The following is a 20180-nucleotide window of genomic DNA, read 5'->3' on the forward strand; positions in this document are numbered from 1 at the left end:
AGATGCAACACTGCACCCGGAGTAAAGCCATGGTCTACCGACGAATCCCTTGCGCCTTCATGCGTGGAGGCACATCCAAGGCACTCGTGTTCCGGCGCGACGACCTGCCGGCTGATACCTCTGAATGGCCCCCGCTCTTCCTCGCAGCTATGGGCTCGCCCGATCCGAGCGGACGCCAGCTCGACGGGATGGGAGGCGGCGTGTCGTCCCTGTCGAAAGTGTGCGTGGTCGGCCCGTCAAGCCGGCCCGACGCCGATCTCGATTACAGCTTTTTCCAGATCGGGATCAAGGACGACCTCGTCGACACCAGCGGCAACTGTGGGAATATGTCGTCCGCGATAGGTCCTTTCGCCCTCGATGAAGGCTTTGCTCCGCCGTGCAGTGGGGACATGGCGACCATTCGCATTCACAACACCAACACGTCCAAGATCATCGTTTCCCGCTTTCCGGTCGAAGATGGCAAGGCTGCGGTTTCCGGCTCGCAATCGATCGACGGCGTGGCCGGGACCGGCGCTCCGATAAGGCTCGAGTTCCTCGATCCGGGTGGAGCCGGGACCGGACGCCTGCTGCCGGCGGGCGAGGCCGAAAGCGACCTCCAGGTCCCCGGACTTGGAATAATCCGCGCGACGATGATCGACGCCGCCAATCCATGCGTTTTTGTCGAGGCGCAATCGATCGGCAAGCTGGGTATTGAACTGCCATCGACGCTGGATGACGACCACGCGTGCCTTGCTGCGCTCGAATCTGTCCGACGCAGCGCCGCCGTCGCAATGGGAATCGCGCCGAACGAGGACGAGGCCGGCCGCGTTCCGAGCATTCCCAAGGTCGCAATCGTCAGCAAACCGACGGACTACATCACCATCTCCGGCCGCATGATCGGCCGGGAGGACCACGAAATCTCGGTGAGAATGATCTCGATGGGTATCCCGCATCGAGCAGTCCCCCTGACTGGCGCGCTCTGCCTCGCCGTTGCGGTGCGGACCCCGGGTACACTGCCGCACCGGCTCGCCGGTACGCACGACGGCTCCATTCGCGCCGGACATCCCTCGGGGACGCTGGAGGTCGATGCAGAGGTGACGGAACGGGATGGGCAGCCGCACGCCACGCACTGTGCGGTGTACCGAACCGCGCGACGTCTGTTCGAGGGACACGTCCTTGTTCCTGGAGCAGACGGCTAAAATCGCGCATGAAGAAAGTCAACTGTTGACAATCCTTTCGCCGCCAGCGAGGGTGCCACCGCTGGTGGAGACAGGCGATGCGCGATTATGGACTTTTCATCGATGGCGAATGGATCGGCCAAGGCCAGGGTCCGACATTCGAATCCCTCAATCCCTACACGCAGAAGCCGTGGGCGACCCTGCGCGAAGCGACTACCGGCGAGGTGGATGCCGCCGTTCGTGCCGCCGTCGCGGCGCATGAGGGTGTTTGGCGGGGCATGAGCGGCATCCGGCGTGCGGAAATCATGCACCGCATCGCCGACCTGGTCGTCGCCAATGCGGAGGAACTCGCCCGGCTGGAATCGACCGACAATGGTAAGATCATCCGCGAGACGCGTTCGCAGATGCAGTTTGTAGCTCGTCTCTTCCGCTTTTACGCGGGCTATGCCGACAAGCTGTTCGGAAGTGTGATCCCGCTCGATCAGCCGGGCATCCTCGACTACGCGACGCGCGAGCCATACGGCGTCATCGGCGTCATCACCGCCTGGAACTCCCCGCTCAGCCTGCTCAGCAACAAGTTGCCGGCAGCCCTTGCCGCCGGCAACTGTGCCGTCGTCAAGCCCTCCGAACATGCTTCAGTGACTACGCTCGAGCTCTGCAGGATCTTCGAGCAGGCAGGGCTTCCTAAAGGGGTCGTCAACGTCGTGACCGGTGCCGGCGAGGTCGGTGCGGCGATCGTGCGCCATCCCGGCGTCGCTAAGGTCAGCTTCACCGGCAGCCCGCATGTGGGCAGCATCATCGCGGCGATGGCCGGACAACAGCTGAAGCCGGTGACGCTCGAACTGGGCGGCAAGTCGCCGAACATCATCTTCGAGGATGCTGATCTCGACAGGGCGATCTCCGGCGCGCTGGCCGGCATCTTCGGCGCCACCGGTCAGACCTGCATCGCCGGCTCGCGCCTCCTCGTGCAGCGGTCGGTTCATGACGAGGTCATTTCGCGACTGGTCGAACGCGCCGGCGGGATACGGCTCGGCGATCCGCTCGATCCCTCGACCGACATGGGCACCGCCGCGAACGAGCCGCAGTTCCAACGCATCATGGCGGCCATCGCGAGCGCCAGGGAGGACGGCGCGGCTCTGGTCGCCGGAGGACGGCGCGCCTCCGGTCCGTCACTTGAGACCGGGTTGTTCATCGAGCCGACCATCTTCACCAACGTTACTAACGGGATGAGGGTGGCCCAGAACGAGATCTTCGGGCCAGTCCTGTCGATCATCGCATTCGACACGGAGGACGAAGCGGTCGCTATCGCCAACGACATCCCCTTCGGACTAGCCTCAGGCATCTGGACCCAGGACCTTTCGCGCGCGATGCGGACCATCCCACGCCTGCGCTGCGGGGTCGTGTGGGTCAACACCTACCGTATGGTCGCTGCCCAAGCTCCGTTCGGAGGCACAAAGGAAAGCGGTTTCGGACGAGAACGCGGCGAAGCCGGCATCCTCGAATTCATGACGACCAAGAACGTGATGATCGATTTCTCCGGCGAGAAGCGCGATCCGTTCGCAATCAAGAACTGAACCGACTCTGCACGATGGAGACGAACAGCATGAATGCGCGAGTTGCACTGGTAGGCATCGGCCAGATGGGCGGTGGGATGGCACTCACGCTGGTCCGCGCGGGATTTAGCGTCACGGGCTATGACGTTAGCGCGGCGAGCCGCGAAGCTGCCGCCGCGCAGGGCGTGCCGGTCACCTCCGCACTGAAAGAGGCCATCGAGGGCCAGGATTTCGTCCTATCAAGCCTGCCCAATTCGCGGATTACGCGGGACGCCTGGCTCGGGGAAGACGGCATCCTTGCGCACGACCTCGGTCGTGCCGTCTGCATAGAGCTGAGCACAATCGATGCTGAGACGATGAAGACAATCGGCGAAGCCTGCATACGTCGGGGACTTTCTGTCGTCGACGCCCCGGTGAGCGGCGGCCCCAACGAGGCCGCGTCCGGCAAGTTGGTGCTGATGCTCGGCGGCAGCGACGATGACGTAGCACGCGCGAAGCCGGTGCTCGACGCGCTCGGGGAGGCTCAGCTCCGGACCGGCGCCGTCGGCACCGCCAAGACCGTGAAGCTCGTGAACAACGTCATGTCCATGGGCAACATCCTGATTGCCGCCGAGGCCTTCGCTCTCGGTACTGCGGCAGGTGTCGAGCCGCAGGCGCTGTTCGACGCCCTCGCCCAATCGGGCGGGCGGTCCCATCACTTTCTCAAGCGGTTCCCGAACGCGCTCCAGTCGAACTGGGACCCGGGCTTCAAGATGGAACTTGGCGAAAAGGACGTGGCGCTCGCGCTCGAGGTAGCGAGAAACCTGCGGCAGCCGATGCCGGCGGCGTCGCTCGTCCGCGAGCTGATGACCCTGGCGCTGGCGCAGGGCTATGGCGGCCGAGACGTCGTTGCTCTGCTCGACATGTACCAGAAGATGGACCGCGGCAGATAACTCGGCGGCGACCAAAGTTGGCCCGGCGGGCAGCAGCATCAGGAGGGGACGGTGGAAACCAGGGGCAGCAGATTTGTGGTGACTGGGGGCGCGAGCCTGATCGGCTCGCACATCGCGGACCAGCTTCTTGCAGGCGGCGCACGTGAAGTCGTGCTGTTCGACAACTACTCGCTCAGCTCGCCGGACGTAGTTCGTGAACAGCTCAGGGATGCGCGCGTCCGGCTGGTCAAAGGCGACATCACCCGCGTCAACGAACTGTACGACGCCCTGGAAGACGTGGACGGTGTCTTCGCCGTGGCGGGCTTCCTCACGCTGCCCCTGAGCCAGAACCCCGCTCTCGGGCTCGACGTAAACATTCGCGGCCACATGAACGTGCTGGACACCTGCCGCTACCGGCGCGTGAAGAAGGTCGTGTTCTCATCGTCGATCGCCGTCTACGGCGATCCCGAACCGGGCCTCATCGACGAGGACGCTGCCTATCGCTCACACACGATGGGGCCGGCCACCGTGCTCTATGCGGCGTCGAAGATGGTGGGCGAGAACCTCTGCAAGCTCTATGAGGAACGTTACGGCATCAAGTCCGTGTCGCTTCGCTATGCAACCGTCTATGGCGAGCGCCAGCACTATCGCGGCATCAACGCGCTCTACATCATTGACACCTACGACAAGCTCGTCCGGGGGGAACGGCCCCGCCTCCCCGGCGACGGCAGCGAAGTTCACGACTACGTCCACGTCGCCGATGTGGCGCGGGCCAATGTGATGGCCATGGAGAGCGAAGTCTCGGGCGAGAGCTTCAATGTGGCCAGCGGCAAGGCCACGTCGCTTCGCCGGTTGTTCGAAATCATCGCCCGCCAGATCGGCTCGGATCTGCAGCCGGTCTATGCCGAAGGCGACGGGTTGCGGCTGACGACATCAAGTACCCTGGACTTCTCCATCGATAAGATCGGCCGCATGATCGGCTGGACGCCACAAGTATCGATCGAGGACGGCATCGAACGCCTGATCCGCTGGCGGCGCGGCCAGAGCGCCTGAACCGTTCAGGCGCGGAGGACTGCCGGATTGACGACGTTGGTCGGTCGTCCGGCCACGAAGGCGTTGATCTGGTCGTAGATGTCATGAAAGTGGACGTCGAGTTCGTCTTCGGTGACGTAACCTATATGCGGCGTCGGGATCACTCGCGGATGCGAAATCACCGCATCGCGCGGATCGGTGACCGGCTCGTGCTCGAAAACGTCGAGCGCCGCAATGCCGGGCCGACCGGCGTCCAGCGCCTTCAGCAACGCCCCCGGCGCGATGAGGCCGGCGCGCGACGTGTTGATCAGCACCGAGTCCGGACGCATCGCCATCAGGTCGTTCAGCGCGACGATGCCAGCGGTCTCCGGCTTCAGCCGCAGATGCAGGCTGACAGCATCGCAGCGCGCGAAGAAATCCGCCCCGGCTGACGGCCACCGGCTCGCGATCCGCGACTGCCCGTGCCCGCCCCTCAGCCGAACTCCACCAGACGACCCGCATGCCGAAGGCACGCGCATAGCCGGCGACGGCGCGCCCGATGCGGCCATATCCGTAGAGACCGAGTGTGCGGCCGGCGAGGGTTCGGCCGACGCCGCTCTGCCAGCCCCCTGCCCGCGCCGAGGCGATCTGGCCGGGCAGGTCGCGCATCGCCGCAAGCAGGAGGGCGAACGTCAACTCCCCGGCGGCCGCGCAATGGCTGCCCTCGTGCATGTTGGAGCAGAGCAGAACGCCGCGCTCGGTCAGCGCGCCCACGTCGACGTGCGGGTAGACGCTGCGCTGGCTGACCAGGCGCAGCTTGGGCAAGCGGCGTATCAGGCTGGACCGCAGGGGCGTGCGCTCCCGCATCAAGACCAGTGCTTCGACGTCGCCGATCCATTCCGCCAGTTCGTCCTCGTCGCGGGCGCGCCGATTCCAGACCGTGACCTCGTGGCCGGCCAGCTTGGCGAAGCTCGGCAGGGTGCGCAGCGTGTCGAAGTAGTCGTCGAGAATGTGCACACGCACGGTCGCTGCCTCCCTTGGTGCCTGCCGCTGCGGCGTTGACGCCGCTCCTTGCGATCGGACGAGAAATCGTATCAGCAGACTAGCGCCGCCTCAATGATGACTGTAGATTGTAGACACATTTGTATAACTGGATGCGACAGGCTAGATACCGATGCGGAATACCACCAGACTTAAGCAGATGCTCGGCCGGCGGGATGCCGTCCTCGTTCCCGGCACACCCAATGCGATGTTTGCTCGGATAATTGAGCAGCGCGGCTTTGAGGCCATCTACGTCACCGGCGCCGGCGTGGCTAACATGCATCTGGGCGCGCCGGACATTGGCCTGACAACGGTCTTGGAAGTCGCGGAAGTCGCGGCGGCCATCAGCGACGCTACCACCCTGCCCCTCATCGTCGATGCCGACACCGGCTTCGGCAACGCCCTGAACGTTGTCCGCACCGTTCAACTGCTGGAAAGGGCCGGCGCAGCCGGCCTGCAGATGGAGGACCAGGTCTTTCCGAAGAAGTGCGGCCACTTCAACGGGAAAGAGATTATCCCCGCCGCCGAGATGATAGAGAAGATCAAAGCGGCGGCCGACACGCGCCGGGACGGCGATCTTCAGATCATCGCGCGGACCGACGCACGGGCAGTGGAAGGATTTGAGGCCGCACTCGAGCGGGCCCATGCCTATGTCGAAGCCGGCGCCGATGCGACGTTCGTCGAGGCGCCGGTGAGCGTTGAGGAACTCGCATCCATTACGACACGGCTATCGGTGCCACAGGTAGCGAACATAGTTTTCGGCGGTAAAACTCCTGATCTTGGAAGGGATCGTCTGAAGGAGATGGGCTTCTCGATCGTCCTCTACGCAAACCTGATTCTGCAGGCGACGATTCGCAGCGCGAACCAGGCTCTCACACACCTGACCGAACACGGCACCGCCGCCGGCGGCGAGCACCTGCTTGCGACATTCACGGAGCGGCAGGAAACCGTCGCGAAGCCTTATTGGGACGCGCTGGAGCAGCGCTACCGCGTGCCGGGGATCTAGAAGGCTTCATGGGGCTGCCAGTTAGCTTCCTTGTCATTTCCAGGGCTCCGACGAGAGATCGTTTATCGCGTACAATTGACGGACTTCCAGTCTGCACGCGGTAGCGGCTCTCCCCGAGCGTGAGGTTAACACGCCATGGTAGCATTTATAACGACATGAGCACGAGGAACGTCGGTGCCACAATAGGCGCTCCCTAAATTAGGTGGAGGCGCGCTAGGTTCGTCCTACACGAACGCCCGGGCTGGGAGGCTAGCTCGCGAAGCGCGACGTACTCTCGCTTCGAAGCAGAAACGGGGATACCCTGGACATCTTGGTGCGTTCCGTGTTGCGCACCAATAGTGCGGATGTACTCACCTCGACCCTTGTGCAGGGTCATGCCGCTGGCCCAGTTCAGCAGCTCTTGGTCAACGATGAGCTAGCGGACGGACACCTCGTCCATGTACTTACGGAATACGAAGTCCGACCGACGGAGGCTTTTCTCGTATACCCGTCGGCCCGCTTCATGCGTCCGGTTGTCCGTGCATTCACGGACTTTGCGGTCCCATTGCTGCGCGCTATTCCAGGCGTGGTTCATAGCTCCCTCGACACAGAGAAATTCGAAAGTGCCGGATGATGTCCCTGGGTTCGGCGGCCGCCCTACCTTCCGGTCCGTGCCAAGAACGGATGAGCTTGGCGCAGCGGGCAGGCTGATGAGGGAATCATCGCTCTTCGAGTTCCGCCCCGGCCTGATCCAGGCGATGACCGGCCCGTCCGGATCCGCAAGTCAACGATCCTGGTCCTCATGTGGCGGTTCTGGGATCCCGATGAGGGGCGTATAGCGCGGCAGATGTCTCTCGATATGAGGGCGCGGCTGTTCGCCCCTGTGTTTCGGGACACCATCCATTCGATGACACCGTCGCTGCCGATATCGAAATCGGCAAGTTAGGCGAGCGGCAATGAAGAGGAGCCCGCCGCGGGGGCGGCGCGGTGTCATGATTTCATCGCCGCACTTGAGCACGGTTACGAGACTATCGTCGGCGAAGGCGGTTCGCGGCTGCCTGGCGGCGAGCGTCAGCGCATTGCAATTGCCCGAGCCATCCCCAAGGATGCGCCAATCCTGCTGCTGGACGAAGTGACGGCATCGATTCCAGACAATGAGTACGATATTCGGCTCGCCATTGCCGAACTCTGCGCGGAAAAGACCGTGATTCTCGTGGCCCATCGTCCACGGACAATCGACAACGTCGATCAACGCATTTGCACTCGTAGCAAGCAACGTAACGCAGTAGAATCAATCGTTGCTCGCGAAGAGGAACTAAGGATGGGCGGGAATCAGCGCCTCACGGCCGCGCGCCTGCTCGGCGACCCATCGGTCGTGCCTATGCGGTCCGATGCTCTCGAGACCAAGCGACGCCGCACACAGGAGATTGGCGCCGAGATTGTACTCTATGATCGCAGCATGGAAGACGCGCGAAGCGTTCAGCGCGAACGCTCGCTAATGGGGACGGTGGCTGGGTCCGCAATGAGCCGCGCCTGGACAGCCTGATGCCGATTGCGCGCCGTCCGATTGCCTTTAAGCGTGTCCTCGTCGTCGGCAGGCGCTAATGCAATTCGCCGCGACCGGCTCCTGCCCATTGCCTCCCTAATTCCTGCATCCGTGGTTTCAGCCGGCAGGATCAGCTGGGCCCGTTGGGTTTGCGCTGTGTGACGGACCGAATGCCGGCTAGGTGGTTCGAGCCGGCAAACGCGTAGACGGCTTGAAATGCTCGGGGGAGCGAACGACGTGCGTCCTGCTCTGGATATTCTCCACTGCGGCGACCAAAGCATTCGCTGCGACGGCAACATCGTCGGTCGAAACGTCCATATGCGTGACCGCACGCAAAAGATGCTGACCTTCCATCGACAGGCGTATCCCCTGGGGGGCCAGCTCGTTCAACAGATTCTCCGCTGAAACCCCGGTCTCGGACAGATCGACGAAGACCATGTTCGTTTCGATGTCGCGGAAGGCCAACATGATGCCGGACCGGCCCTGGATGCCCTCTGCAAAACGCTTGGCGTTGGCGTGATCGTCCGCCAGACGCCTTACGTTGTTGTCCATGGCATAAAGGCATGCCGCGGCCATGAAGCCAGACTGGCGCATGGCGCCGCCGAGACGGTGCTTCCATCTCCAAGCCTGCTTGACAAAATCCGCCGAGCCGGCCAGCACGGCGCCGAACGGACAGCCGAGGCTTTTGGTGAAGTCGACCCAGACACTGTCGCACTCCCGGGTGAAGTCGTCCAATTCCACCTCGGCGGCGACGACTGCATTAAAGAGGCGAGCGCCGTCCATATGGACAGCCAGACCAAGGGAGCGGGCTTCGCGCTGGATCGATTTGACGACGTCAAGAGGCCAGACGGCGCCGCCGCCGCGATTAGAGGTCTGCTCGATGACGACAACTCGGCTTCTTGGCGACCGGTCGCGCTGCGGACGAACCCCGTGCCGCAACTGGTCGGCGGTGAAGATGCCGTTCCTGGTGTCAATGGTCTGGATGGAAGCTCCGGCAAGCGCAGCCCCGCCCGCGCCTTCCGAAGTGACTATGTGGGCGAGACGCGACGCGACGATCTCATCGCCCGGCCGGCAGTGAACCAGGAAAGCAATCTGGTTGCACATGGTGCCGGTGGGCAGAAAGATTGCGCTTTCCTGGCCGAGTTCATGCGCGACACGCTCCTCGAGATGCCGGGTCGTCGGGTCCTCGGCAATCTGCTCGTCGCCGACTGCGGCATGCATCATGCACTTGAGCATCGCGGGGGAGGGACGAGTAGAGGTATCGCTTCGAAGATCAATCTTCCAGGCAGTAGGCGAAGCGGTCATGTTATTCTTTCTCAATGATCTGTCATTCTCGCGACGGAGCTATCGAACGCTCAGAGTGCGATGACGCGCGCAGCGGCTGCCGGAAAGTTGATCGTCGCCTGAGCGGTGCAATCGCCCCGCCGAAGGTCCGCCACCCTATTTGATTGGGATACGGTGAACGTCAGTCCGGCATCGCTGGCGAAAAGGTAGTCCGATTCATTGCCGCGGAAGAGTCTCTCCTTCAGCAGAACCGGGAAGCTGTTCTCACCATCGCCAGGTGCCTCTCCCGACCAGAAGAGGTCGATGTCCTGTGGACGTATCGCGACGAGCACCTTCGACCCTGCCTCGACGGCGGTATTCGGCAAGGCAGCGATGACCGGGCCGCCGATGTCGACCAAAACCCGCTCGGCGTCTGAGCGTACGATACGGCCTTCGAAGGCATTGGTCGTGCCCAGGAACCGCGCTACGAAAGCCGTTTGCGGCCGCTGGTAGATATCGCTCGGCGATGCGTATTGTTCGATGCGCCCGTTGTTCATCACCGATATCTTGTCAGACAGCACAAGCGCTTCCTCTTGGTCGTGAGTGACGACGACCGTGGTGATCTGAAGCGATTTCTGCAGGGCCTTCAATTCGATCTGCATCGACTGGCGCAATTGCCGGTCAAGTGCGCCGAGCGGCTCGTCGAGCAGAAGGATGGCCGGCTCGATGACCAGCGCACGGGCCAGGGCCACGCGTTGCTGCTGCCCTCCCGACAGTTCATCGGGATAACGGCCACGCATAGCTAGAAGACCGACCTTATCCATTGCCGCATCGACGGCGCGATCGAGTGGCGCCCCCTTGATCCCTCGCATCTTGAGGCCGAAAGCGACGTTGGCCGCGACGTTCATATGCGGAAACAAGGCATAGCTCTGAAACAGCATGCCGACATTGCGTCTATGGACCGGTTTACGGCTGACCGGCTCACTGCCGACGAAGATCTCGCCAGCGGTGGTCTGGGTCAAACCCGCGATCATTCGCAGCGTCGTGGTCTTGCCGCAGCCACTGGGGCCAAGGAACGACACGAGATTGCCGTGCTCGACATAGAGGTCGATGTCGTCCACGGCGACGACGTCGCCATATTGCTTCCTGACCCTGCGCAGTTCGAGATCCGCAGACATCGCAGTCCTCCAGCGTCAGAGTGGGATATCTAGCGGTTTCAACGTGACCGGCCGTGTTGAAATCTCTTTGACGAACTCCGCCAGATTCAGGCTGAGGGCCTGGATCATCGCCACACCTTTTTCGGCAGTGGCCGCCTTGGCATCGCCCATTGTGCCGCCCATCGCTTTGTTGGACGCCGTGAAGGTGTCGACATCGTGCGGAATGTTGATGCGGTTGCCGTCGACACGGGTTTCGGAGTTGACATGTGGAGCCCATCGCCTGGGCGGCAAGGTCGCGCTTACAGCTTGGCTCATGTCCACCAGTTCGGGGCGATATGCCAGCATCAATGCTGTCTCGGATTCACCGGCATGGCCGAGGCCTCCGGGCGGCGATTCATTGATCTCATTAAACTCTTCCTTCGCCAGTTGGCTAACGTCCGCCACTGCAATGAATGCGCCGGTCTTTCCGCGCAGCTTGGCGGCGGCAATATCGAGCGGCGGCAGGTTGGCGATGCGGTTGCCGTTGACGAAGATGATCCGCTTGAAGCCGTGATAGGCCAGGCTCTCACCCATATCGATGGCGACTTGAGTCAGAGTTTCCGGTCGCAGTGTCACGCAGCCGGGATATCCCATGTGGTGGCTCGACCAGCCGAGATGCATTGGTGGCGCAATCAGGACGTCGCAAAGTGCTGCCGTCGCCTCGCAGGTGGCAATGGCCCAGGCCGTGTCCACCATCAGTGGCATATGCTTTCCATGCTGTTCGGTCGCGCCGATCGGGATGAGAACGGTGTCGTGGCCGTCCTTGAGGAACTGCTCGATCTGCGGCCAGCTCCTCTCATGGATCCAGGGAGATATCTTACGGACAGCTGCGGCGTCTGGCATTGTTCGTCCTTGTAAAAACTGCGGTAACGCGGATGGCAGCGTCCGCTATCCACGCATTGGATTAAGGCGGTTCAGGAGAAGACGCGGTTCCACTCCTCTACCCACTCTCCCCGGACCTTGTTTAAATGTGTCCAGTCGGGCTCCTTGATGCCGCGCTTGTCGAGCTCTTCGGGGGGATACGGAATGTATTTCAGGATCTCGTCGTCGAACTTGACGTTCTTGACAGTCGGCGCAGTCAGCGCAAATTCAGAAATGCCCTGCTGAACTGTCGGGTCGAGCATGCGGTCCATGAAGGCGACACCGAGGTCCTGGTTGGGGCTGTTCTTCACCAGAACCTGTGCGTTGACGCCTGGGAACGAGCCTTCCTCGGCATAGGTCATGTCAACGGCCGCGCCCTCGCGGGTGTAACTGTAGACCCACTTGCTGTAGGCGAGTCCGCCGACGCCCGCTTCACCCTGGGCGACGAGGCTGGCGGCCTGCGACGGCGTGGTGAACTGGTTGAGGACGTTCGGCGCCAGTTCGGCGAGTTTCTTGAAGCCTTCAGCGGCATGGTACTGCGCTTCCAGCAGCGGCTTGCCGGTGGCGACCGCCGACGCGGCGATGACGAAGTGCAGCCCGCCAGTAGTCTTGATGCTGGAAAGCGTGATGTTCTTGCTGTACTCCGGCAGCCAGAGCGAGGCATAGCTTTCCGGGCGCTTCGTCGTCTGCGGATTGTAGAACATGCCCGAGATCGACACGGCGATGCCGACGCCGTAGCCGTCCTGCAGCATGTAACGCGGGTCGGCATTCTTGATGTTCTTGGTATCGGAAATAGGAATCGGGGCGAGCAGATCTTCCTGCTTCAGCATGTCGACCGCGAAATCGTCGACGAACATGACGGTGAATTGCGGATTTTCCTTCTGCGCGCGGACCTTGGCCACCTGCCCCAGCGTGTTGCCCTCCTCAAGATGGACCTTGCACTGGTAGTCCTTCTCGAACTGCGGCACGATCTTCCTGGCGATGTACTCGCCCTGCGCGCCGGCCCAGATGCCGACATAGATCTCCTGACCCTGAGCCCAGGCCCTCTGGCCGAGCAGGCTTGGCGCGAGCAGAGTGGTCGACGCGGCCGCTCCCGTCTTAAGGATCGTTCTGCGTGAAAGGTGACTGAATGGCACATTGGTCATGTTAGTTCCCCTTGTTCTGACGGCGAAACGACGTGCTTATCTGCTCCAGGCGTTCTGTAGCCCCGCGACTCGCTCCATCGCGACGACCGCTATAAGCGAGATGACGATCATGACCGTGGAGATGGCCGCGACTGTCGGGTCGAAAAACCTTTGAATGTATCGGTAGGCGGTGAGCGGAAGTGGCATGTTCTGGGCGTCGGCCAGCCACATCGAAACCGGATAGTTGTCGAAGGACAGGATGAAGACGAAGATGCCGCCGACAAGGATGCCCGGCTTTATCTGCGGAAGCGTGATGTACCAGAAGCAGGACAACGGGTTCGCGCCGAGGGTTCGAGCTGCATCCTCTATGCCGGGAACCATTTGCTGGATCGAGGCCGTGACTGTGCGCACCACATAAGGCACCGTCACCACGACGTGCCCGATCAGCAGATGGGTGAATGCCGCGTTCGAGTTCATGCGATTGAAGAACTGCAGCAGCGCGATGCCCGTCACAAGCGTCGGCATGACCATCGGCGACATCAGCAAGATGCGGACTGGCGAGCCGTAAACGCCTGGCATCCGCCTCAGGCCCAAAGCCGCTGCCGTGCCGAACAGCAGTGAGATGAGGGTCGTCATCAGCCCGAGCTTCACGCTGAGCCAAAGCGAAGCAAGAAATTCGCCGTCACCGAGGATCTTTTCGTACCAGCGCAGCGAGAAGCCGTTCGGCGGGAAAGCGAGAATAGCACTGTCCGAGAAGGACATGAGCACCGGCAACAGGATGGGCGCGGTGAGAAAGCAGACGAAAAGCCCGGTCAGCAACCACGACTGGAGAAAGTTGGTGCCGCTCATCGCATCAATCCCTGCCGATCCGGATGAACTTGCCCGAAATGAAGGCGACCGTCCCGGCAACAACTCCGATCAGGACGGTGAGGATCACGGCGATCGCCGCGCCGAATTCCCAGTCGAACACGCTGAGCAACTGTTCCTCAGCAAGCGGGCCGAGCATCTTGACGAAGTCGCCGCCGAGCAGCGCTGGGATGACGAAGGAACTGGCGGTCAGCGAGAACACCATGACGGCGCCCGCCGCGAGCCCCGGCAGGCTTTGTGGCAAGGTGATGCGGAAGAAAACCTGGAGGCTGTTGGCGCCGAGCGTCCGCGCCGCCTCCTCGGTGCGCCTGTCGATCTTTTCAATCGAAGCGCGCAAGGGCAATACGAGGAGAGGCAGGAAGACGTGAACCGAACCCAGAACCACCGCGAATTCATTATAGAGAATTCGCAACGGGGCATCGATCAGTCCGGCGGACACCAGGCTCGTGTTTACGATGCCCGTTCGCCCGAGAATGATGGTCCAGCCGTAAGCCCGAACGACGACGTTGACCATCAATGGAATGATTGTTGCGATCATCAATATCTGCGACTGCAGAGGGGTACCCCGCGCTATAAGCAGGGAGAGGGGATAGCCCAGCACCACGCAGACCACGGTCGTCTCGGTCGCAACGCGAAACGTGGTGAGGGTTCCGCGCAGATAGAAGGTGTCACTGAAGAAGCGAACGTACTGGAGCAGCGAGATCGACCCGTCGTGGGTACTGAAGCTGGTCGAGATCGTCTGCGCCATGGGCGCCACGAAAAACAGCAGAAGCAGGAACAAAAGCGGCACGACCAATAGAGGCGTGGTAGGCTTCCCAAGTCGGACGGCCTTGCGGCCGTGCTCTCTAACACGGCTAATTTTCTGGCTCGAAACGCCCATCGCCATATGGGTTCGATCTCATTTCTGTTCCCTTGAAGGCGACCTAACAATTCTTTGTAGAATTTGTCAATCCGGTTCGGACTGCAGGAAAAGCGCGGAAAGATCGGGGTTAACATACCGATTTCTATCAGCAATTTTTGTCTCTAGCGCCGGTCTCTCGAGTGGATGATCGATTGACGTGAAATATTTTCTCTATATGAATCGGGCTAGTGCTTCAGAGTTCGGAGGAGTGGATGAACCGCCAGCGTGGAGTTCGCCGCAAGCTTGCGTTGTCCGGCCGCATGGCGATGGACCCGCCCGAGGGGACAACCCTCGCGGAGGCCGCGTCCCGTGCGAAAAATCCGACACTGTCTCGGGCGAAGCCCGCGCCGCTGCACGAACAGATCCGCCGCGAAATGATTGAGATGATATCCGGCGGGACATGGCCGGCGGGGTCGGTTCTTCCCAATGAAGGCGCGTTGGCCCAGATGCTCGGTGTTGCGGTTGGAACCGTTCGGCGCGCAATGACCGATTTGGCGGCGGACGGACTGATCGCGCGCCGTCCGCGCACCGGAACCGTGGTGACCGGACGTATTCCCCAGCTGCGGCTGCAGGACAGCTTCCATTACTTCCGTCTGCACGGCCCAGGCGACACCCTTGCGCGTTCACGCAGCAAGGTGTTCGGCTATCTGAGGCGCAAGGCGGATAAGCGCGAGCAGGAGGTTCTCCATCTCGGACCGGATGACGAGGTACATAAGTTCGAGCGCGTCAGGCTGGTCGACGATACGCCGGTCATGCACGACATCGTGGTCTTTCCCGCCAAGCTCGCCCCCGACATCATGACCGAGGCCGACATACCGCCAACCCTCGCCATCCACTTCCTCGAAAAGTACGGCATCCGGATTACGGCGCAGCGCGAGAAGCTTTCAGCAGCCCTGGCGACCGACAACGACCGCGAAACGTTGAACCGTGCCGGCAACTTCGCCGTGCTGGTCATCGATGAGGTGGCCTATAACCAGACCGGGGAAGCCGTGCTGATCGGCCAGCATCGCGCCGTGACGGACAATTTCAAATATCTGAACGAGATAAGCTGATGGCGTCACCGCTCCTTCCGGCAACCCGCTCGCGCGCCTACCATGCCGTCTCTCAACAACCAAGAGGTGTTCGACTAATTCATCTTTGACGTCGGCAGCGCAAGGTGAGCGAACGCTGGTGATGATAATTGCCAAGAAGGCTTCGTATATAATCGCTAGCAAGTCGCCGTTGCCTGCGTTCGATCCGAGATCCATCCCTTTGCATTCTACGAAAGCCGCATGAGAAGGGAATTGCCTTGAGCCAGCACTACGAGGTCTATGCGATCGCCTTCGGCCGGGTCGACCGGCAAGCGTCGGGTAACTTCATCGGCGGTGTCATCGCCGATCGTAGTATGCCCCTCGTCTACTACGTCTGGGTTATCCGCAGCGCCGGCCGCGTGATCGTCGTTGATACCGGTTACGACCAAGCCAGCGCGGACCGGCGGCGGCGTGCGCTCCTCAAACCTGTCGAAGCCGGCCTTCGCGCGCTGGCGATCGATCCAGCAGCGGTTCAAGACGTCATCGTCACGCATATGCACTACGACCACGCTGGAAACGGGACGCTTTTTCCCAACGCCCGCTACCATCTGCAGGACGCTGAAATGGCTTTCGCAACCGGTCGCTGCATGTGCCACGCGCATGTGCGCTCGCCCTACGATGTCGAGGATGTGGCAGCCATGGTGCGGCGGGTCTATGCCGGCCTTGTCAACTTCCATGAGGGCCCGGGCACAGTGGCTCCGGGGGTCGGGGTGCACAGGATCGGCGGCCACTCCCGCGGCCTGCAGGCCGTAACGGTCGAGACAGAGCGAGGCACGCTGGTTCTGGCATCCGACGCCATCCCCTTCTACGCGCATTTCCAGTCGCGCAGGGTCTACCCGGTGATTGATTGCCTTCCGGATATACTGGATGGCTACCGGACCATCGACGAGCTCGCCTCCCGCCCGGAACATATCGTGCCCGGCCACGATCCCGAGGTGATGGAAATCTTTCCGGCATTCTCAGCCGAAACACGAGGGTGGATCGCGCGTCTACATGAAGGCCCACTGAGGCCGCCCGCGGTCTGGCTGGATGGATAGACGAATGGTATCTGGAACCCAGAAACTGAAAATTGTTGCGCTTGACCGCGACACGTTGCCGATCGCGAAACTTCGCACACCGAATTTTCCGCATATTCTGATCGAGCACGGCAAGACTGCGGCCGGCGACACGCGCGAGAGGATTGCCGACGCGGACGTTGTCATCACGAATAAAGTTCGATTGACTGAGGCTGATCTCTCGACTGCCATCAAGCTCAAGTTTGTAGCGATCGCGGCGACGGGGACCGACATCGTCGACTTGGGAGCCTGTGCCGCGATGGGCGTCGCCGTGTCAAATATCCGCGGCTATTCCGAAAATTCGGTTCCGCAGCATACGATCGCGCTTATGCTGGCGCTGTCGCGCAGCATCGTACCTTACTGCAATTCCGTTGCACGGGGTGGTTGGGCGAAGTCTGAACAGTTCAGTTATTTCGACTATCCAATCGAGGATCTGAACGGGAAAACCTTAGGCATCATCGGTGACGGCATGATCGGCCGCTCGGTAGGCCGGATTGCGGAAGCGCTCGGCATGCGGATCCTTTTTGCCGCGCACAAGGGCCGCAGCGGGATGGGGTCGCTCTACACGCCGTTCGACGATCTGCTCCGAACCAGCGACGTGATCACGCTTCATGCCCCATTGACTGCAGCGACGAAGCATATGATCGCCGAAGCCGACTTCGATCTGATGCTGCAGAGGCCGCTGCTGATCAACACGTCGCGGGGTGGCCTCATCTCCGAGACGGCGCTCGTTCAAGCTTTGAAGGACGGCAGGATTTCGGGCGCTGCCCTCGATGTTGTGGCGAAAGAGCCGATGCCGGACAATCATCCCTATATGAAGCTGCTACACCAACCAAATTTCATTTTGACGCCTCACGTTGCTTGGGCCAGCAAAACCGCAGTTGCTCAGCTAACGGAACAACTGATCGCAAACATCGAGGCTTGGCATACAGGCGAGCCACGAAACCTCGTGATCTGATAGTCGACTTGAATCATTGGCTATCGGAGCGCGATCAGCGGCCGGTATGTAAACCAGCGCATATCGCCAGCACAGGTCCGCACACCAACCCGCGGCGCCCAGCAAGAGCAGGTCTAAAGGGTCACGCACTCATAAACTGCCGGCGGTAGCTGCAAGGACATGATTCAAGCTGCTTGAAGGGAGCAGCTGATGGGCCAGCCCGCTACGAGTTGACGGATTTCGAGTGGTCGGTGGATCGAGCCGCTGCTACCGAGCAAGCCGCGCGGGGTGCCTCGGGTTGATAACCGGCGTGTTCTGAACGGGGATTCACTGGCGTCTTCGGACCGGCTCGCCGTGGGCGGACATCCCCGAGCGCTATGGCCTGTATACGACCTGCAACAACCGCTTAGTCAGATGGCGCAAGGCGGGCGTATGGGACCGGCATCTTCGATGCTGCATCAAGCGCTTACGATGACGACGTGCAGATGATCGACAGCTCGTCGAGCCGGGTTCACCAGCATGGTGCCAACGGTAATGGGGGCGCGCCGGATACCGCAACCTCGTCGAACGATTCTTCAGTAAGCTCAATCACTTCCGTACCGTCGCCACCCGCTTCGAAAAGCACAGCGAAAACTACTTTGCTCTCGTCAAACTCGCTCAGCCAAATCTGGATGCGCTTTACGAGTCGGTGAGCTAGAAAGGCCCATCGAACGCTCGGAGAGGCGTTCAGGCAGGAGCCCGACCATGATCAAGATGAGCGTCTACTATCCGGCCGATGGCGGCTCGAAGTTCGATCACGACTACTACCGCACCCGCCACATGCCACTGATCGAGGAACGGCTCGGCGATGCCTGCCTGCGCTACGAGATCGATAAGGGCCTCGCGGGTCGCGAACCTGGAAGCGCGCCGGAGTTCGTCGCGGCGTGCCACGTCTATTCGCCGAGCCTGGCGACATTCCAGGAGGCGTTGGGTCCCCACCGCGCGGAGATCGCCGCGGACGTCGCCAACTATACGGACATCGCCCCCATCGTGCAGATCAGCGAAGTCGTTGAAGGGTAGGGGGCTTTGGCGCGTCAGGCGTAGCCGTTGAACTTTCCGGGATCGGCGTAGTGCTGGCGCACCTGATCCATGGTGACGTAGCCGGTGCCGAACCGGTCGACGATTGAGGGGCACGACGAGACAACGAACGCGCCAAACGGCGTTGGCCTGCCCGAGGTCCTATTTGAAGGCATTAATCCAGGAGACGTCGATTTTTCCGTTCTAGTCGCCAAAATGGGTGAACACCTCACTTCAGAGATGAAAAATACCCACACCGCACGTGAGGAGAATTCTTTTTAGCCTCACCGACGAGACTGCTATCTCCTTCGCAATCGAAAAACCGGGAGGATTGCGTAGTGGAGAAGCGTATCGGGAAAGGAATCAGCCGGCGCAAGGCCTTGACCGCGTTGGCGGCGGCTCCGGCTGCGGTGGGGATAAGCGCTCCAGCGGTGGCGCAGGGCAATCCCGTCGTAAACTGGCGAATGACGTCGAGTTTTCCGAAAGCGCTGGTCGGTATAGACACTGCGGCGACGGTGTTCACCACAAGGGTGAAGGAGGCTACTGACGGAAAGTTCAATATCCAGATCTTCCTCCCGGGCGAGCTCGTGCCCCCTTTGCAAGCGCTCGACGCAGCTCAGGACGGCACGGTCGAATGCGCGTTCACGGCCTCTTACTACTATACTGGCAAGAGCCCCGCGTTCGCGTTCGGATGCCAGTTGCCATTCGGCCTCAACACACGACAGCATCAGGCGTGGGTGCTCACCGGCGGAGGCGGGGAACTTCTCGACGAGTTCTTCAGCCAGTACAACGTCCGCAACATCATGCTCGGCACGACCGCGGCTCAGATGGGCGGATGGTTCCGCAAGGAGATCAACAATCTCGACGATCTTCGTGGCCTCAAGTTCCGGGTGGGAGGGCTGGGTGGCGAGATACTTTCGCGACTTGGTGTGATTCCGCAGCAGATCGCTCCCGGCGACACCTATCAGGCGCTTGAGCGTGGCACGATCGATGCCGTCGAGATGATCTCGGCCATTGATGACGAGAAGCTCGGCTACGTGGACGTGGCCAAGTACTACTACTATCCCGGCTGGTGGGAAGGCGGAACGGTCACCAACCTCTTCATCAATCGCGACAAGTGGGATGAACTCCCCGAAACCTATCAGGCGATCGTCCATGCGGCGGCAGCGGAAGCGACGCAACGCTGCCTTGCGGTCTACGACGGGCAGAGCCTCGATGCCCTGCGTCGCCTTGTGGCTCGGGGCGCGCAATTGCGCCCCTTTTCCCAAGATATCATGGACGCATGTTTCAGGATCACCAACGAAACGCTTGATGAGCTGGCTCAGGCGAACGCCGATTTTCGAAAGATGTATGAGCCCTGGAAGAAATTCAGAGCCGATATAAACACGTGGTTCAGCATCGCCGAGACGCCATTGGACACTTACCTGCAGCGGGCTTTGAAAGGGTAGTCGCCCGGCGCAGGAAAGAGATTCAGCATCCCCGCCGGATTCTTACCCACCGCGCTTTTCCCCTATCGTCGCTATCTTTCTGATAGCCGCCATACGCGAGCTGCGTCTCGTGACCAGCCGCATTGGCTTTGCACGCATGCGCCGGTTCACTCCGGCATCGGCGAACATTCCTCAGTATCTCCAGCCGTAAAGATGACC

At 61.3% G+C, this 20180-nt stretch carries 20 protein-coding genes and 3 pseudogenes; 14 read left to right on the forward strand and 9 right to left on the reverse strand.

All coding sequences use genetic code 11. The features are described 5' to 3' along the window. Positions 1-29: 29 nt before the first annotated feature. From ACCO56_RS23225 to ACCO56_RS23240, 4 genes are all read left to right on the forward strand, one after another. Positions 30-1178, forward strand: coding sequence for a 2-methylaconitate cis-trans isomerase PrpF family protein (locus tag ACCO56_RS23225; protein ID WP_433643241.1), 1149 nt, complete (start codon positions 30-32; stop codon positions 1176-1178). Positions 1179-1255: 77 nt separating this feature from the next. Beyond that, a complete protein-coding gene (locus ACCO56_RS23230; protein WP_433643242.1) occupies positions 1256-2731 on the forward strand; it encodes an aldehyde dehydrogenase in 1476 nt (491 codons plus the stop codon). Between the two features lie 14 nt (positions 2732-2745). After that, complete coding sequence (locus ACCO56_RS23235) at positions 2746-3642, forward strand: NAD(P)-dependent oxidoreductase (protein WP_433643243.1); 897 nt, start codon at positions 2746-2748, stop codon at positions 3640-3642. Positions 3643-3693: 51 nt separating this feature from the next. Beyond that, the gene (locus ACCO56_RS23240; RefSeq protein WP_433643244.1) at positions 3694-4674 is read left to right on the forward strand and encodes an NAD-dependent epimerase/dehydratase family protein; all 981 of its coding nucleotides are present in this window, start codon (positions 3694-3696) and stop codon (positions 4672-4674) included. Positions 4675-4679: 5 nt separating this feature from the next. Here the strand turns inward: ACCO56_RS23240 and ACCO56_RS23245 are convergent, their stop codons facing one another. Together ACCO56_RS23245 and ACCO56_RS23250 are read right to left on the reverse strand one after the other, a co-directional pair. Next, the gene (locus ACCO56_RS23245; protein ID WP_433643245.1) at positions 4680-5165 is read right to left on the reverse strand and encodes an NAD(P)-dependent oxidoreductase; all 486 of its coding nucleotides are present in this window, start codon (positions 5163-5165) and stop codon (positions 4680-4682) included. Between the two features lie 7 nt (positions 5166-5172). After that, positions 5173-5655, reverse strand: a pseudogene (locus tag ACCO56_RS23250) (NAD(P)-dependent oxidoreductase); the annotation flags it as partial. 151 nt (positions 5656-5806) lie between these two features. Between ACCO56_RS23250 and ACCO56_RS23255 the strand changes: the two are divergent. The 4 genes and pseudogenes from ACCO56_RS23255 to ACCO56_RS23270 all read left to right on the forward strand — a co-directional run bounded on the left by ACCO56_RS23255 (position 5807) and on the right by ACCO56_RS23270 (position 8204). Continuing rightward, the gene (locus ACCO56_RS23255; RefSeq protein WP_433643246.1) at positions 5807-6679 is read left to right on the forward strand and encodes an isocitrate lyase/PEP mutase family protein; all 873 of its coding nucleotides are present in this window, start codon (positions 5807-5809) and stop codon (positions 6677-6679) included. Positions 6680-6992: 313 nt separating this feature from the next. Beyond that, the gene (locus tag ACCO56_RS23260) at positions 6993-7292 is read left to right on the forward strand and encodes a LysR substrate-binding domain-containing protein (RefSeq protein ID WP_433643324.1); all 300 of its coding nucleotides are present in this window, start codon (positions 6993-6995) and stop codon (positions 7290-7292) included. Between the two features lie 366 nt (positions 7293-7658). Next, positions 7659-7787, forward strand: a pseudogene (locus ACCO56_RS23265) (ATP-binding cassette domain-containing protein); the annotation flags it as partial. A 192-nt stretch (positions 7788-7979) separates the two neighbouring features. Next, a complete protein-coding gene (locus ACCO56_RS23270) occupies positions 7980-8204 on the forward strand; it encodes a hypothetical protein (RefSeq protein ID WP_433643247.1) in 225 nt (74 codons plus the stop codon). Between the two features lie 177 nt (positions 8205-8381). Here the strand turns inward: ACCO56_RS23270 and ACCO56_RS23275 are convergent, their stop codons facing one another. The 6 genes from ACCO56_RS23275 to ACCO56_RS23300 all read right to left on the reverse strand — a co-directional run bounded on the left by ACCO56_RS23275 (position 8382) and on the right by ACCO56_RS23300 (position 14263). Then, positions 8382-9509 carry a threonine aldolase family protein gene (locus ACCO56_RS23275; protein ID WP_433643248.1) on the reverse strand — a complete coding sequence of 376 codons (1128 nt, stop codon included), beginning with the start codon at positions 9507-9509 and terminating at the stop codon, positions 8382-8384. 50 nt (positions 9510-9559) lie between these two features. Further along, positions 9560-10645, reverse strand: coding sequence for an ABC transporter ATP-binding protein (locus ACCO56_RS23280; RefSeq protein ID WP_433643249.1), 1086 nt, complete (start codon positions 10643-10645; stop codon positions 9560-9562). A 15-nt stretch (positions 10646-10660) separates the two neighbouring features. Beyond that, positions 10661-11506, reverse strand: coding sequence for a creatininase family protein (locus ACCO56_RS23285; RefSeq protein WP_433643250.1), 846 nt, complete (start codon positions 11504-11506; stop codon positions 10661-10663). A 71-nt stretch (positions 11507-11577) separates the two neighbouring features. After that, positions 11578-12669: an extracellular solute-binding protein gene (locus ACCO56_RS23290; RefSeq protein WP_433643251.1), complete on the reverse strand. Its 1092-nt coding sequence runs from the start codon at positions 12667-12669 to the stop codon at positions 11578-11580. Between the two features lie 36 nt (positions 12670-12705). Continuing rightward, on the reverse strand, positions 12706-13497 hold the full coding sequence (locus ACCO56_RS23295; protein WP_433643252.1) for an ABC transporter permease: 792 nt from the start codon (positions 13495-13497) through the stop codon (positions 12706-12708). A gap of 4 nt (positions 13498-13501) precedes the next feature. Then, a complete protein-coding gene (locus ACCO56_RS23300; protein WP_433643253.1) occupies positions 13502-14263 on the reverse strand; it encodes an ABC transporter permease in 762 nt (253 codons plus the stop codon). 365 nt (positions 14264-14628) lie between these two features. Here ACCO56_RS23300 and ACCO56_RS23305 point away from each other — a divergent pair, with 365 nt between their 5' ends. From ACCO56_RS23305 to ACCO56_RS23325, 5 genes and pseudogenes are all read left to right on the forward strand, one after another. Then, positions 14629-15468 (forward strand): GntR family transcriptional regulator, encoded by an 840-nt coding sequence (locus ACCO56_RS23305; RefSeq protein WP_433643254.1) that lies wholly within the window; start codon positions 14629-14631, stop codon positions 15466-15468. 236 nt (positions 15469-15704) lie between these two features. Further along, positions 15705-16523 carry an N-acyl homoserine lactonase family protein gene (locus tag ACCO56_RS23310; RefSeq protein WP_433643256.1) on the forward strand — a complete coding sequence of 273 codons (819 nt, stop codon included), beginning with the start codon at positions 15705-15707 and terminating at the stop codon, positions 16521-16523. 4 nt (positions 16524-16527) lie between these two features. Further along, positions 16528-17499 carry a D-2-hydroxyacid dehydrogenase gene (locus tag ACCO56_RS23315; protein ID WP_433643257.1) on the forward strand — a complete coding sequence of 324 codons (972 nt, stop codon included), beginning with the start codon at positions 16528-16530 and terminating at the stop codon, positions 17497-17499. Between the two features lie 173 nt (positions 17500-17672). Then, a pseudogene (locus tag ACCO56_RS23320) lies at positions 17673-18020 on the forward strand (IS5 family transposase); the annotation flags it as partial. Between the two features lie 202 nt (positions 18021-18222). Then, on the forward strand, positions 18223-18537 hold the full coding sequence (locus ACCO56_RS23325) for an EthD family reductase (RefSeq protein WP_433643258.1): 315 nt from the start codon (positions 18223-18225) through the stop codon (positions 18535-18537). Positions 18538-18551: 14 nt separating this feature from the next. Here ACCO56_RS23325 and ACCO56_RS23330 read toward each other — a convergent pair whose 3' ends face one another. After that, a complete protein-coding gene (locus tag ACCO56_RS23330; protein WP_433643259.1) occupies positions 18552-18710 on the reverse strand; it encodes a hypothetical protein in 159 nt (52 codons plus the stop codon). Positions 18711-18872: 162 nt separating this feature from the next. Between ACCO56_RS23330 and ACCO56_RS23335 the strand changes: the two genes are divergently transcribed. Beyond that, positions 18873-19982 (forward strand): TRAP transporter substrate-binding protein, encoded by a 1110-nt coding sequence (locus tag ACCO56_RS23335; RefSeq protein ID WP_433643260.1) that lies wholly within the window; start codon positions 18873-18875, stop codon positions 19980-19982. The last annotated feature ends 198 nt before the right edge of the window (positions 19983-20180 follow it).

This window comes from Mesorhizobium sp. 1B3 (genome assembly GCF_050958605.1).
Lineage (GTDB): Bacteria > Pseudomonadota > Alphaproteobacteria > Rhizobiales > Rhizobiaceae.

Excerpts from the sequence above, each read along its gene's own strand:
- ACCO56_RS23255 (WP_433643246.1), top strand. The coding sequence starts at position 5,807 with ATGCGGAATACCACCAGACTTAAGCAGATGCTCGGCCGGCGGGATGCC.
- ACCO56_RS23325 (WP_433643258.1), top strand. The coding sequence starts at position 18,223 with ATGATCAAGATGAGCGTCTACTATCCGGCCGATGGCGGCTCGAAGTTC.
- ACCO56_RS23235 (WP_433643243.1), top strand. The coding sequence starts at position 2,746 with ATGGAGACGAACAGCATGAATGCGCGAGTTGCACTGGTAGGCATCGGC.
- ACCO56_RS23280 (WP_433643249.1), bottom strand. The coding sequence starts at position 10,645 with ATGTCTGCGGATCTCGAACTGCGCAGGGTCAGGAAGCAATATGGCGAC.
- ACCO56_RS23290 (WP_433643251.1), bottom strand. The coding sequence starts at position 12,669 with ATGACCAATGTGCCATTCAGTCACCTTTCACGCAGAACGATCCTTAAG.
- ACCO56_RS23315 (WP_433643257.1), top strand. The coding sequence starts at position 16,528 with ATGGTATCTGGAACCCAGAAACTGAAAATTGTTGCGCTTGACCGCGAC.
- ACCO56_RS23330 (WP_433643259.1), bottom strand. The coding sequence starts at position 18,710 with ATGCCTTCAAATAGGACCTCGGGCAGGCCAACGCCGTTTGGCGCGTTC.
- ACCO56_RS23225 (WP_433643241.1), top strand. The coding sequence starts at position 30 with ATGGTCTACCGACGAATCCCTTGCGCCTTCATGCGTGGAGGCACATCC.
- ACCO56_RS23300 (WP_433643253.1), bottom strand. The coding sequence starts at position 14,263 with ATGGCGCAGACGATCTCGACCAGCTTCAGTACCCACGACGGGTCGATC.
- ACCO56_RS23295 (WP_433643252.1), bottom strand. The coding sequence starts at position 13,497 with ATGAGCGGCACCAACTTTCTCCAGTCGTGGTTGCTGACCGGGCTTTTC.
- ACCO56_RS23285 (WP_433643250.1), bottom strand. The coding sequence starts at position 11,506 with ATGCCAGACGCCGCAGCTGTCCGTAAGATATCTCCCTGGATCCATGAG.
- ACCO56_RS23230 (WP_433643242.1), top strand. The coding sequence starts at position 1,256 with ATGCGCGATTATGGACTTTTCATCGATGGCGAATGGATCGGCCAAGGC.
- ACCO56_RS23305 (WP_433643254.1), top strand. The coding sequence starts at position 14,629 with ATGAACCGCCAGCGTGGAGTTCGCCGCAAGCTTGCGTTGTCCGGCCGC.
- ACCO56_RS23270 (WP_433643247.1), top strand. The coding sequence starts at position 7,980 with ATGGGCGGGAATCAGCGCCTCACGGCCGCGCGCCTGCTCGGCGACCCA.
- ACCO56_RS23275 (WP_433643248.1), bottom strand. The coding sequence starts at position 9,509 with ATGACCGCTTCGCCTACTGCCTGGAAGATTGATCTTCGAAGCGATACC.